Source organism: Pseudomonas sp. 22082 (assembly GCF_052046055.1).
GTDB classification, from domain to species: Bacteria; Pseudomonadota; Gammaproteobacteria; order Pseudomonadales; family Pseudomonadaceae; genus Aquipseudomonas; species Aquipseudomonas pharyngis.
Map to the genome: position 1 here is coordinate 7,897 of NZ_JBQEQB010000034.1, position 12,385 is coordinate 20,281.

Consider the following 12,385-nt stretch of genomic DNA (forward strand, 5'->3'; position numbering starts at 1 on the left):
CACATTCAGCATTGATGTCGGCTGCCCCAACGCCTTCGCGAGCAAGCCCGCTCCCACAATGGAACCCGGTTTCTTCAGAAAAATAACAATGGCTTCGAAGAGGACAACAACATGCAAACCAAACTCTTGATCAACGGCCAACTGGTCAACGGCGAAGGCCCGGCGCAACCGGTGCTCAACCCGGCACGCGGTGAAGTGCTGGTGGAAATCAACGAGGCCACCGAAGCCCAGGTCGATGCCGCCGTGCGCGCCGCCGACAGTGCCTTCGCCGAATGGTCGCAGACCACACCGAAAGACCGTTCACTGTTGCTGCTCAAACTCGCCGACGCCATCGAAGACCACGGCGAAGAGTTGGCCAAACTGGAATCGGACAACTGCGGCAAACCCTACAGCGCCGCGCTGAATGACGAGATCCCGGCGATTGCCGACGTGTTCCGTTTCTTCGCCGGCGCCAGCCGTTGTATGAGCGGTTCGGCCGGCGGCGAATACCTGCCCGGACACACCTCGATGATCCGCCGCGACCCGGTGGGCGTGATCGCGTCCATTGCGCCGTGGAACTACCCGCTGATGATGGTCGCCTGGAAAATCGCCCCGGCCCTCGCCGCCGGTAATACCGTGGTGCTCAAGCCGTCGGAACAAACCCCGCTGACCGCGTTGCGTCTGGCCGAACTGGCGTCGGACATTTTCCCGGCCGGTGTACTCAATCTGGTGTTCGGACGTGGGCCGAGCGTGGGCAGTCCGCTGGTGACCCATCCGAAAGTGCGCATGGTGTCGCTGACCGGCTCCATCGCCACCGGTTCGAACATCATTTCCAGCACCGCCGACAGCGTCAAACGCATGCACATGGAATTGGGCGGCAAGGCCCCGGTGATCATCTTCGACGACGCCGACATTGATGCGGCGGTCGAAGGTATTCGCACCTTCGGCTTCTACAATGCCGGCCAGGATTGCACCGCCGCGTGCCGGATCTACGCCCAGCAAGGTATTTACGACAAGTTCGTCGAGAAGCTTGGCGCAGCGGTGAGCAGCATCAAGTACGGTTTGCAGGATGATCCGTCGACCGAACTGGGACCGCTGATCACCGCCCAGCATCGCGACCGCGTGGCCGGGTTTGTCGAACGCGCCGTGGCGCAACCGCACATTCGCTTGATCACTGGCGGCAAGGCTGTCGAAGGCAGTGGTTTCTTCTTCGAGCCGACCGTGCTGGCCGACGCCCAGCAGGACGACGAAATCGTCCGTCGCGAAGTGTTCGGGCCGGTGGTGTCGGTGACCAAATTCACCGATGAGGCTCAGGCGTTGGAATGGGCCAACGATTCGGACTACGGCCTGGCGTCTTCGGTGTGGACGGCGGATGTAGGACGCGCGCATCGCCTGTCCGCGCGGTTACAGTACGGCTGCACCTGGGTGAACACGCACTTCATGCTCGTCAGCGAAATGCCCCACGGCGGTCAGAAACTGTCCGGCTACGGCAAGGACATGTCCATGTACGGGCTGGAGGACTACACCACGGTTCGGCATGTGATGTTCAAGCACTAAAGGCATCCCCCCGGCTTCAAGGCAGAAACCGGTCATCCGCATCACCAGGCATTCAAAACAATAACTACCGATCCGGGCGGCGTCTTCATGGCCCCGCCACGGTTTCGGCCATCCGAAATCTGCCGATTTCACGGAGCAAACACACATGAGTGCATCACCCGATCTCTCAGCCGCCGTTGCCGACAGCGATGCCGAACAACTGCGCCAACTGGGCTACACCTCCAACTTCAACCGCAGCATGAGCCTGTGGGAAAACTTCGCACTGGGCTTCACTTATCTGTCACCGGTCGTAGGGGTTTATACCCTGTTCGGCCTGTGCCTGGCCGCTGGCGGGCCACCGATGTTCTGGGCTTACTTGCTGGTAGGTTGCGGGCAACTGCTGGTGTGCCTGATCTTCGGCGAAGTGGTTTCGCAGTTCCCGATTTCCGGCGGCGTCTATCCTTGGGCGCGCCGCTTGGTGGGTAAAAAATGGGCGTGGATGGTCGGCTGGATCTACTCCATCGCCCTGTGCGTGACCATCGCCGCCGTTGCGGTCGGCGCCGGCCCGTACCTCGCGGCCATGCTGGGCTTTGAACCGAGCAACAACACCAACATCGTCATCGCTCTGGTGCTGACGCTGTTCGCCACACTGGTGAACCTCAGCGGCACCAAAGTGCTGGCGCGGATCGCCATGTTCGGCTTCCTCTGCGAACTGGTCGGCGCGGTGATCGTCGGCGTGTACCTGCTGATTTTCGAGCGTCACCAACCGATCAGCGTGCTGTTCAACACTTTCGACATCAGCGTCGACGGCTCCTATTTGCCGGCGTTCCTCACCGCGTCGCTGGCGGGGATGTTCCTCTACTACGGCTTCGAGGCCTGCGGCGATGTGGCCGAAGAAACCCCGAACCCGAGCAAGAAAATCCCGGTGGCCATGCGCATGACCATCTACATCGGCGGTATCGCGGCGATGTTCGCTTGCCTGGCATTGATCCTCGCCGTGCCGGACATGCAGGCCGTGATCAACGGCACCGACAAGGACCCGGTCACCACCATCCTCAACAACGCCTTCGGCCCGATCGGTTCGAAAGTGGTGATGGGCGTGGTAATGATTTCCTTCATCTCCTGCGTCATCAGCCTGCAAGCGGCGGCAAGTCGTCTGCTGTATTCCTACGCTCGCGATGAAATGGTCATCGGCAGCCGACTGCTGAAAAAGATTTCTCCTACGACTCAGGTTCCAGTTGCCGCGCTGTTCGTGTCCGGCGTCCTGCCCGGCCTGATCATCGCCCTCGGATTTTTCCTGCAAGACGCCGTGGCCACCATCGTCAGCTTCGCCGCCATCGGCATCTACCTCGCATTCCAGATGATCGTCCTCGCCGCCCTTTACGCCCGTAGCAAAGGCTGGAAACCGAGCGGCAAATTCACCCTCGGCGCCTGGGGCTGGCCGGTGAACATCGGCGCGCTGGTCTACGGCGTCGGCGCAATCATCAACATGGCCTGGCCCCGCACGCCGGATGCAGCGTGGTACATCAACTACGCGATGGTGCTGAGCACGGCGATCGTGATTGGGCTGGGGTTGATTTATATGTGGATTGGCAAGCCGTATGACCATGGGAAGGCGCCGGCTGGGGATGCGTGGAAAGTTAGTCGCTAAGAAAAACAGCCCCGGATTTATCACAATTTCGGGGCTGATTTCTTTCAGCGTCAGTTACTCGCTTCCTACAGACCGAACCCTCAGCATTCAGTCCCCTTTCCTACGAATGGCGTCGGCAGAGTAGACTTGGCGCCGCTAGCGCCTGACCGATAGGCTTTACCCCGTCGCTGCCCAATCAGCGGCCCGGGGTCGAAGCCGGAAATCTGTCAAAACGGTGCTTGCGTGCCCCCATTGAACTGCGGCTGCTTTGCAACTTCAGTTCTGCGTTATGGCGGGCCGTGTGGCGCGGGCCTTCCGCCTTTTCCGTTTCGACAGGAAGTAACCCGACTTCGAACGCCACTCGGTTCGCCACCCAACTTTTCGAAGAGTTGGTGGCGACTTTCCTACTCGAAACGGAAGTCATCTCATGCCAGCACCTACTCACAATCCGAATACTGAATATTTCACTCCCACCGTCTTCACCCGCCACAACCGCTTCCTCCACGCCCTCCTGCTTGATCATCAAGCCTGGTTCTGCGCTCAAGATCTGGGCCGCATGATGGGCCATCCCTTGAACCCACGCGTCACGCTCAAACTTGACCCCGACCAACGCCGCACCGTCCGCCTGCGCAAGGACGGCGATGTTGTCGAGACCCCGATGGTCAGCGAATCCGGCATGTACGCGCTGCTCGTCCACCATTTCATTCCGGAAAACCGCAATCTGCGCCAATGGCTGAGCAATGAGGTGATTCCCATCCTGCGTGAAACCAGCTCAGTAACAGCGGAGAACTGCCCGAGCCTGAGCTCCGTGCATTGGGCCGGCGTCACCGTGCCGCTGCTGCACTGGCAACAACAGGCTTGGGTGAAATGGCGTGATGTGCCGGAGTTGGTGCTCGGTCAGCAGCCCTATCAGGTATCGGGGACATGTAGCTGACGGCCTCACTTGGCCCAATGAAAAAAGGGGCGGACTCCAGAGTCAGCCCCTTCAATGTTCACCATCAACCTCGACACATTTCTGAGCGAGTCCCTAACTGATGCGCAACGCCATCCCCGCACTTCAGCCCATTCTCGAAATCATCCCGAGTGACGAGAATTTTGCTGAAGACTACCTGCAAAAACTCGTCAAACAATGTGCGGTTGCCGAGCATCTGCACGCAATCCATGTCGGCATCGCCGACGCTGACGCGGGTAAGTTGATTGATCTGGCCACCGTGAAAGCCAAATGGCTTTCACGGTGAACCTCCTGTTTCAAAACCGCGAAACACTCCTCATCGCATCCACCAGATACCGCATCGCAATCCGGTCGCTCTCCGACAACTCCCGGTAACGCTCCACCAGTTTCAGTTCGTCGGGACTGAGCCGGCGTCTTCGCCGGACGTTGGTGAGGCAGGGAAAGATGCCTAACATTTCGGTGATGCCTTGTCCTTTTGTCATGGACGATGTCCTTTTCCAGTACGTCAGAAATTTCTCGAAAACCGCATCGCCCTGCTCCTTTAAGCAGCGATTTGAGCCCTGCCGGTCGGATGGGTCGTGACCGGCGATGCCCATAGAATAGAAATTAAATCGGCGCTGAAAAGCTGTTTTTAGAGTAATTAGTCGAAAAAAGCAGATATGCCCTATAAATCAGAAAAGTCTGTGAGATAAATAACCGTAACGTCTTGTTTCATTGAGACGCTGTCGCCGTGCTATCAATGAATTTTGCAAAATCGGCGAACCGATTAAGCTAGCGGGCATCTGTTACTAGTCCGTAGCGTTTGGCCGAAGGCTTGTCCGAACCGTAATTTCTGATCCAGTACGTGCCAGGAACGGCGCGGGATTGTCCACGACAGGTTGTATTTATGCACCGCAGGAATTTGCTCAAAGCGTCCATGGCCATTGCGGCTTACACCGGCCTTTCCGCCTCCGGCCTGCTCGCCGCACGCGCCTGGGCCGCCTCTGGCGGTGCCGCCGACGGTGAAGCCCAGGCCTTCGACTTCGAAACGCTGAAGCGCCAGGCCAAACAACTGGCCGGCAGCGCTTATCAGGACACCAAACAGGTGCTGCCGCCGACCCTGGCGACCATGACCCCGCAGAACTTCAATGCGATCCGCTATGACGGCGAGCATTCGCTGTGGAAGGAAAACAAGGGTCAGCTCGATGTGCAGTTCTTCCACGTCGGCATGGGTTTCCGTCAGCCGGTGCGCATGTACAGCGTCGATCCCAAGACCCGCACGGCCCGCGAGGTGCATTTCCGCCCTCAGCTGTTCAACTATGAAAACACTTCGGTCGACACCCAGCAGCTCAAGGGGGATCTGGGGTTTGCCGGCTTCAAGTTGTTCAAGGCGCCGGAACTGGACCGGCATGACGTGGTGTCGTTCCTCGGCGCCAGCTACTTCCGCGCGGTGGATGCCACTGGCCAATATGGCCTCTCCGCCCGTGGCCTGGCCGTCGACACCTACGCCAAGAAACGCGAAGAATTCCCTGACTTCACCAAGTTCTGGTTCGAAACCCCGGATCAGAACGCGACCCGCTTTGTGGTCTACGCCCTGCTCGACTCGCCGAGCGCGACCGGCGCCTATCGCTTCGACATCGACTGCCAGGCCGAGCGCGTGGTGATGGAAGTCGACGCCCACATCAATGCCCGTACCGCCATCGAGCAACTGGGCATCGCCCCGATGACCAGCATGTTCAGCTGCGGCACCCACGAGCGCCGGATGTGCGACACCATTCACCCGCAAATCCATGACTCGGATCGTCTGGCCATGTGGCGCGGCAACGGCGAGTGGATCTGCCGCCCGCTGAACAACCCGGCGACCCTGCAATTCAACGCCTTCGCCGACACCGATCCGAAAGGGTTCGGTCTGGTGCAGACCGACCACGAATTCGCCAACTATCAGGACACCGTCGACTGGTACAGCAAACGTCCGAGCCTGTGGGTAGAACCTACAACCGCGTGGGGCGAAGGCTCTATCGATCTGCTGGAAATTCCTACAACCGGCGAAACCCTGGACAACATCGTTGCGTTCTGGACGCCGAAGAAACCGGTAGCCGCCGGCGATTCGCTGAACTACGGCTACAAGCTCTACTGGAGCGCTCTGCCGCCGGTCGGCACGCCGCTGGCGCGGGTGCATGCGACCCGTTCGGGCATGGGTGGATTTGTCGAGGGTTGGGCACCGGGTGAGCATTACCCGCCGGTCTGGGCCCGTCGTTTTGCCGTGGACTTCACCGGTGGCGGCCTGGATCGCCTGCCGCAGGGCACCGGGATCGAACCGGTGGTGACTTGCTCCAACGGCAAGGTGCAAGACTTCAGCGTGCTGGTGCTGGATGACATCAAGGGTTACCGGATCCTGTTCGACTGGTACCCGACCAATGACAGCGTGGAGCCAGTTGAGCTGCGACTGTTCATACGCACCAATGACCGCACGCTGAGCGAAACCTGGTTGTACCAGTACTTCCCGCCGGCGCCGGACAAGCGCAAGTATCCTTGATGTTTTGAGGCGCCTGCCCGGGCCTCTTCGCGAGCAAGCCCGCTCCCACATTGGATCTGGTTCGATCACACAGCGTGTGACCGACACGGAGCCAGGGTGGGAGCGGGCTTGCTCGCGAAAGCGTCAGAATATTCAACATCGGATGGAAGGCACCGCGTCAGGTCAGTGGGCAATACAGATGAATGTCTTTGGGCTCTTGATCAAACAACTCAGGATCCGGGTGATCAACCAACCGGCAACCCTGACGCTGATAGAACTCCACGGTATTGCGCGACTCGGTCGCCGAGACATACAGCGCCTCGGCGCCGATCCTCCGACCATGGGCGCAGGCCAGGGCAAACAATCGCCCGCCAAGCCCCTGCCCACGCCAGGCACGGCTGATGTGCAGAAACTTCAACTGCCGCATCTTCAGGCCCTGATTGTGAATAACCCGGTTATCCACAACCACCGCTGCCACCAGTGTCTCCCCATCGAAAATCCCGTGTAGCCAACCGCCGCTGCGCCAGCATTTTTCCAATACCCGCGCATTCTCCTCCGCCTCCCCTTCGGGCCACCCGCGCATGTCGAAACGCGCCGGATACAGAACCAGCTCACCGTTTTCCACGCGATAACATTCCTCGACCAGTTCACTGCGGTCGATCAGCGCCAGCAGCGGCAAGTCGGATTCCGTCAACTCTCGTTCGATCAACATGCGATCCATTCCTTTGCATTCCAACGATAGGCAAGAAAAAACCCGCCTTTTCAATGGCGGGTTTTATAGGCGCTGCGACAGGTCGGATCAATCCCGCAGATCAGACTCATGAATCGGCTGATCCCGATGGGTCGCACGTTGATACTGCGCCGGCCACACCGCTTTGCGGCCGCCCAGGTCATCGTCGGCGTGCAGCGGCCAGTACGGATCACGCAGCAGCTCACGGGCAAGGAAGATGATGTCGGCCTGACAGGTTCGCAGGATGTGCTCGGCCTGGGCCGGCTCGGTAATCATTCCCACGGTCCCGGTGGCGATGCCTGACTCCTTGCGCACCCGTTCGGCGAAGCGCGTCTGATATCCCGGACCCACGGGGATTTCGGCGTTGGCTGCCGTGCCGCCCGATGAGACATCGATCAAATCAGCCCCCAAGGCTTTCAGGCGTCGCGCCAGCTCCACGGTTTCATCCGGGTTCCAGCCGTCCTCGACCCAGTCGGTAGCCGACAGGCGCACAAACACCGGCAGTTCTTCCGGCCACACGGCGCGCACCGCTTCGGTCACTTGCAGCACCAGACGAATGCGGTTATCGAATGAACCGCCGTATTGATCGCGGCGCTGATTACTCAGCGGCGACAGAAACTGGTGCAGCAGATAACCGTGCGCCGCATGCACCTCGACCACACTGAAACCGGCGGTCAGCGCACGCTTGGCTGCGGCCACGAAGTCCTGAATGACTTGGGCGATCTGACTCTCATCCAGCTGTTTCGGTTGGGTGTGTTGTGGGTCGAAGGCAATCGGCGAAGGCCCGACCGGCGTCCAGCCACCGTCCTCCGGTTTGACGCTGCCGTGCTTGCCGATCCACGGCCGGTGGGTGCTGGCCTTGCGCCCGGCGTGGGCCAGTTGAATGCCGGCCACTGCGCCTTGGGCGGTGATGAAACGGGTGATGCGTTGCAACGGTGCGATCTGTTCGTCGTTCCACAGGCCCAAGTCTTCGGCGGTGATCCGCCCGTCGGCCGTGATTGCCGTGGCTTCGGTGAATACCAGGCCAGCGCCCCCCACCGCACGGCTGCCGAGGTGCACCAGATGCCAGTCATTGGCCAGGCCATCGACGCTGGAGTACTGGCACATGGGCGACACGGCGATGCGGTTGGGCAGGGTCAGTTGGCGAAGGGTAAAGGGTTCAAGCAGCAGACTCATGGGGCACCTCTCAAATCAGTGGGCAGGCTCCAGGGTTCTGTTTGAAAAGTCGACGAGTGACAGGAAAAAGGTGCAGCACCCGCCCCCGCGGGCAAAAAATTCGACAAGACGTCACAAGGCCAATCAAGCAGTGCTTAGAGCCTAGTCGACATCCGGGGATGAGGGAGGGTTCAGAGTAATTCTGTGTATGTAAGTCCGCCTGCGCGAGCTTGCTCGCGAAGGCGTCAACGCGGTTCGATGTGGGCAATCATCAGTTGCACGGTCTCATTGCCGCGAAACTCGTTCAGATCGAGCTTGTACGCCAGTTCGACCCATTTGATCGTCGGGTTCGGCCAGATATCACGATCAATGCCGAAGGCGATGCCATCAAGCTTCACCGAACCGCATTCGGTTTTCAGCACCACTTTCAGGTGCCGCTCGCCGACCACTCGCTGCTCGACCAACTGGAACACGCCATGAAACAGCGGCTCTGGGAAATGCTGGCCCCACGGCCCGGCGTGACGCAGGGCGCGGGCCAGCTCCAGATGAAATTCCTCGACCGCCAGCGTGCCGTCCGACAGCAGGCGCCCGGTCAGATCTTCTTCCCGAAGCTGCCTACGCACCTCAGCGTCAAATGCCTCGGCGAACAACGGAAAATTTTCCTGCGGCAAGGTCAGACCGGCCGCCATCGCGTGGCCACCGTACTTGCTGATCAAATCCGGATGTTGTGCCGCGACCACGCTCAACGCATCACGAATATGGAAACCCTGCACCGAACGGCCCGAGCCCTTGAGCAGGCCGTCGCCGGCATCGGCGAAGGCGATGGTCGGGCGGAAGTAACGCTCCTTCATCCGCGAAGCCAGAATACCGATGACACCCTGATGCCATTCCGGATCGAACAGGCACAATCCGAACGGCATCGACTCGACCGGCAAGTCCTTGAGCTGGGCCAGCGCTTCGCGCTGCATGCCTTGCTCGATGGATTTGCGGTCCTGATTCATGCCGTCCAGTTGTGCGGCCATTTCCCGCGCCAGCGCAGGGTCGTGGGTCAGCAGACATTCGATGCCCAGGCTCATGTCATCCAGACGCCCCGCCGCGTTCAGGCGCGGGCCGACGATGAAACCGAGGTCGGTAGAGGTAATGCGCGACGCCTCTCGCTTGGCCACTTCCAGGATCGCCTTGATCCCCGGCCGCGCCCGTCCGGCGCGAATTCGCTCCAGACCCTGGTGCACCAGAATCCGGTTGTTGGCATCCAACGGCACCACGTCGGCGACGCTGCCCAGCGCCACCAGATCCAGCAGTTCGCCGATGTTCGGCTGTGGTTGGCTTTCGTACCAGCCGAGGCTGCGCAGGCGTGCGCGCAAGGCCATCAACACATAGAAAATCACCCCGACCCCGGCCAGCGCCTTGCTTGGAAATTCGCAACCAGGCTGGTTCGGATTGACCAGTGCATCAGCTTGCGGCAGTTCATCGCCAGGCAAGTGGTGGTCAGTAATCAAGACCTTCAGGCCATGGCGCTTCGCGGCCGCGACACCTTCAACGCTGGAAATGCCGTTGTCGACGGTGATCAACAGTTGCGGCTCGCGGGTCATCGCGACTTCGACGATTTCCGGGGTCAGGCCGTAGCCGTATTCGAAGCGGTTCGGCACCAGATAATCGACGTGCGCCGCGCCCAGCAGGCGCAAACCGAGCACGCCGACGGTGCTGGCCGTCGCGCCGTCGGCGTCGAAGTCGCCAACGATCAGGATCCGCTGACGCTGCTCCAGCGCCGTCACCAGCAGATCAACCGCCGCATCGATCCCTTTGAGCTGCTGGAACGGAATCAGCCGCGCCAGGCTCTTGTCCAGCTCCGCTTCGGACTGCACGCCCCGCGCCGCGTACAGGCGGGTCAGTAGCGGTGGCAGTTCACCGAGAAACGGCAGAGTGGCGGGCAACGGGCGAGGATCGATACGCATGGGGTGACAGAAGCTTCTCTTGAATACGTGGGATTTTTCGGGAGTAACGCGGAATTAACCGCGCTCGCCTTGCAGCCAGCTGAGCTGGACTTCGTGCTGGCCACGGTCGTCGGTGACGAAGATCGTGCCTTCGCTGATCATCACGTCCCACTTGATGACGCGGGGCATGTCCTTGGCCAGGGTTTCCAGCACTTCCTGCGGAACAGCGGCAATGTTGACGTTCTTCAGGTTTTTGATCGCCGGAATCACCTTGCCTTCCCAGACGCGCAGGCTGCCGTAGGCCAGCAGGCTGGTGCGTTCGGTGCGGCGCGAGCACCAGGTCAGGCGATCGGCATCCGGCTGGCCGACTTCGATCCAGTGCAGGACGCGGTCGTCCAAACTCTTTTCCCACAGCGCAGGTTCATCCACGTCCGACAGACCACGCCCGAACGACAGTTGCTCGTTGTACCAGAGCGCGTAGGCCAACAGCCGCACGGTCATGCGTTCTTCGGTTTCCGAAGGATGGCGGGCGATGGTCTGCTTCACGTTCTCGTAGACGCTGCGGTCAAGGTCGGTGAGGTTCAGTTCGAATTTGTAGGTAGTGGACGGCTGGGCCATGAACGGGCTTCTTGATACGAGGAAAGTCGGCAAGTCTAACCGATGCTGTAGGCAATCCACGAATTGATGGCGATCAACCTTGCGCGACTGACAGCCGGCTATGTTAAAACGCTGTATCTGCTCAGCCTTGTCCTACAGGATCTCGCATGCCGTTCGCCAACAAACCGCTCAGCGGTCTGAAAGTCATTGAATTGGGTACTTTGATTGCCGGGCCGTTTGCTTCGCGCATCTGCGGCGAGTTCGGCGCCGAAGTGATCAAGATCGAGTCGCCGGACGGCGGGGATCCGTTGCGCAAATGGCGCAAGCTGTATGAAGGGACTTCGTTGTGGTGGTTCGTCCAGGCGCGCAACAAAAAGTCCCTGACGCTGAACCTCAAACACCCCGATGGCCTGGCGATCCTGAAAAAACTGCTGGGTGAAGCCGACATCCTGATCGAGAACTTCCGCCCCGGCGTGCTGGAAAAACTCGGCCTGGGCTGGGAAACCCTGCATGCGCTGAACCCGAAACTGGTGATGGTGCGCCTGTCCGGTTTCGGCCAGACCGGGCCAATGAAAGATCAGCCAGGTTTCGGTGCGGTCGGCGAATCCATGGGCGGCCTGCGCTACATCACCGGTTTCGAAGACCGCCCGCCGGTGCGCACCGGAATTTCCATCGGCGATTCGATTGCGGCTTTGTGGGGCGTGATCGGAGCGTTGATGGCCTTGCGTCATCGCGAGGTCAACGGCGGTCTCGGCCAGGTGGTCGATGTGGCGCTGTACGAAGCGATCTTCGCCATGATGGAAAGCATGGTGCCGGAGTTCGATGTCTTCGGCTTCATTCGTGAGCGCACCGGCAACATCATGCCGGGCATCACCCCGTCCTCGATCCACACCAGCGCCGACGGCAAACATGTGCAGATCGGCGCCAACGGCGATGCGATTTTCAAGCGCTTCATGCTGATCATCGGCCGTGAAGATCTGGCAAACGACCCGGCGCTGGCCAGCAACGACGGGCGCGACAGCCGTCGTGACGAGTTGTATGGGGTGATCGATCGCTGGGTCAATTCGCTGCCGCTGCAAACCGTGCTGGATCTGCTGAATCAGGCCGAAGTTCCGGCCAGCCGGATCTTCAGTGCCGAAGACATGTTCAACGATCCGCAATACCTGGCCCGGGAAATGTTCCTGCACGCCAAACTGCCGGACGGCAAACCTTTCAAGATGCCGGGCATCGTGCCGAAACTCTCTGAGACACCCGGCACGTCCGAATGGGTCGGACCGCAGCTCGGTGAGCACAATGCGCAGGTACTCCACGATCTTGGCTACGACGAGAAGCAGATCGCCCGGCTGCGCGAAGACGGAGCCATCTGAGCTGAAGCCCC

11 protein-coding genes are annotated in these 12,385 nt (G+C 60.3%); 6 read left to right on the forward strand and 5 right to left on the reverse strand.

The window, feature by feature from the left end; genetic code table 11:
* Positions 1-111: 111 nt before the first annotated feature.
* The 4 genes from ACTJK9_RS27755 (at position 112) to ACTJK9_RS27770 (ending at position 4,383) form a co-directional block, all read left to right on the forward strand.
* Positions 112-1,536, forward strand: coding sequence for a gamma-aminobutyraldehyde dehydrogenase (locus ACTJK9_RS27755; protein WP_440817524.1), 1,425 nt, complete (start codon positions 112-114; stop codon positions 1,534-1,536).
* A 145-nt stretch (positions 1,537-1,681) separates the two neighbouring features.
* Complete coding sequence (locus ACTJK9_RS27760) at positions 1,682-3,166, forward strand: APC family permease (protein WP_440817527.1); 1,485 nt, start codon at positions 1,682-1,684, stop codon at positions 3,164-3,166.
* Between the two features lie 406 nt (positions 3,167-3,572).
* Positions 3,573-4,079, forward strand: a complete 507-nt coding sequence (locus ACTJK9_RS27765) for a BRO-N domain-containing protein (protein ID WP_440817530.1) — start codon at positions 3,573-3,575, stop codon at positions 4,077-4,079.
* A gap of 100 nt (positions 4,080-4,179) precedes the next feature.
* Entirely contained in the window at positions 4,180-4,383 is a 204-nt protein-coding gene (locus ACTJK9_RS27770) for a hypothetical protein (RefSeq protein ID WP_085611443.1), read from the forward strand.
* A 10-nt stretch (positions 4,384-4,393) separates the two neighbouring features.
* Here the strand turns inward: ACTJK9_RS27770 and ACTJK9_RS27775 are convergent, their stop codons facing one another.
* Positions 4,394-4,579: a hypothetical protein gene (locus tag ACTJK9_RS27775; RefSeq protein ID WP_007954656.1), complete on the reverse strand. Its 186-nt coding sequence runs from the start codon at positions 4,577-4,579 to the stop codon at positions 4,394-4,396.
* Positions 4,580-4,983: 404 nt separating this feature from the next.
* On the opposite strand from ACTJK9_RS27775, the gene ACTJK9_RS27780 reads away from it, so the two are divergent.
* On the forward strand, positions 4,984-6,612 hold the full coding sequence (locus ACTJK9_RS27780; RefSeq protein WP_007954654.1) for a glucan biosynthesis protein D: 1,629 nt from the start codon (positions 4,984-4,986) through the stop codon (positions 6,610-6,612).
* Between the two features lie 157 nt (positions 6,613-6,769).
* Here the strand turns inward: ACTJK9_RS27780 and ACTJK9_RS27785 are convergent, their stop codons facing one another.
* The 4 genes from ACTJK9_RS27785 to ACTJK9_RS27800 all read right to left on the reverse strand — a co-directional run bounded on the left by ACTJK9_RS27785 (position 6,770) and on the right by ACTJK9_RS27800 (position 11,028).
* Positions 6,770-7,303 carry a GNAT family N-acetyltransferase gene (locus ACTJK9_RS27785; RefSeq protein WP_440817534.1) on the reverse strand — a complete coding sequence of 178 codons (534 nt, stop codon included), beginning with the start codon at positions 7,301-7,303 and terminating at the stop codon, positions 6,770-6,772.
* Between the two features lie 87 nt (positions 7,304-7,390).
* Positions 7,391-8,497: an NADH:flavin oxidoreductase/NADH oxidase gene (locus ACTJK9_RS27790; RefSeq protein WP_440817536.1), complete on the reverse strand. Its 1,107-nt coding sequence runs from the start codon at positions 8,495-8,497 to the stop codon at positions 7,391-7,393.
* A gap of 224 nt (positions 8,498-8,721) precedes the next feature.
* Entirely contained in the window at positions 8,722-10,431 is a 1,710-nt protein-coding gene (gene recJ / locus ACTJK9_RS27795; protein ID WP_440817539.1) for a single-stranded-DNA-specific exonuclease RecJ, read from the reverse strand.
* Between the two features lie 54 nt (positions 10,432-10,485).
* Positions 10,486-11,028, reverse strand: coding sequence for a YaeQ family protein (locus tag ACTJK9_RS27800; protein WP_064593644.1), 543 nt, complete (start codon positions 11,026-11,028; stop codon positions 10,486-10,488).
* Positions 11,029-11,174: 146 nt separating this feature from the next.
* Here ACTJK9_RS27800 and ACTJK9_RS27805 point away from each other — a divergent pair, with 146 nt between their 5' ends.
* Complete coding sequence (locus ACTJK9_RS27805) at positions 11,175-12,374, forward strand: CaiB/BaiF CoA transferase family protein (RefSeq protein WP_085611440.1); 1,200 nt, start codon at positions 11,175-11,177, stop codon at positions 12,372-12,374.
* Positions 12,375-12,385: the final 11 nt, after the last annotated feature.

Excerpts from the sequence above, each read along its gene's own strand:
- recJ (WP_440817539.1), bottom strand. The coding sequence starts at position 10,431 with ATGCGTATCGATCCTCGCCCGTTGCCCGCCACTCTGCCGTTTCTCGGT.
- ACTJK9_RS27785 (WP_440817534.1), bottom strand. The coding sequence starts at position 7,303 with ATGTTGATCGAACGAGAGTTGACGGAATCCGACTTGCCGCTGCTGGCG.
- ACTJK9_RS27790 (WP_440817536.1), bottom strand. The coding sequence starts at position 8,497 with ATGAGTCTGCTGCTTGAACCCTTTACCCTTCGCCAACTGACCCTGCCC.
- ACTJK9_RS27775 (WP_007954656.1), bottom strand. The coding sequence starts at position 4,579 with ATGACAAAAGGACAAGGCATCACCGAAATGTTAGGCATCTTTCCCTGC.
- ACTJK9_RS27800 (WP_064593644.1), bottom strand. The coding sequence starts at position 11,028 with ATGGCCCAGCCGTCCACTACCTACAAATTCGAACTGAACCTCACCGAC.
- ACTJK9_RS27780 (WP_007954654.1), top strand. The coding sequence starts at position 4,984 with ATGCACCGCAGGAATTTGCTCAAAGCGTCCATGGCCATTGCGGCTTAC.
- ACTJK9_RS27765 (WP_440817530.1), top strand. The coding sequence starts at position 3,573 with ATGCCAGCACCTACTCACAATCCGAATACTGAATATTTCACTCCCACC.
- ACTJK9_RS27755 (WP_440817524.1), top strand. The coding sequence starts at position 112 with ATGCAAACCAAACTCTTGATCAACGGCCAACTGGTCAACGGCGAAGGC.
- ACTJK9_RS27760 (WP_440817527.1), top strand. The coding sequence starts at position 1,682 with ATGAGTGCATCACCCGATCTCTCAGCCGCCGTTGCCGACAGCGATGCC.
- ACTJK9_RS27770 (WP_085611443.1), top strand. The coding sequence starts at position 4,180 with ATGCGCAACGCCATCCCCGCACTTCAGCCCATTCTCGAAATCATCCCG.
- ACTJK9_RS27805 (WP_085611440.1), top strand. The coding sequence starts at position 11,175 with ATGCCGTTCGCCAACAAACCGCTCAGCGGTCTGAAAGTCATTGAATTG.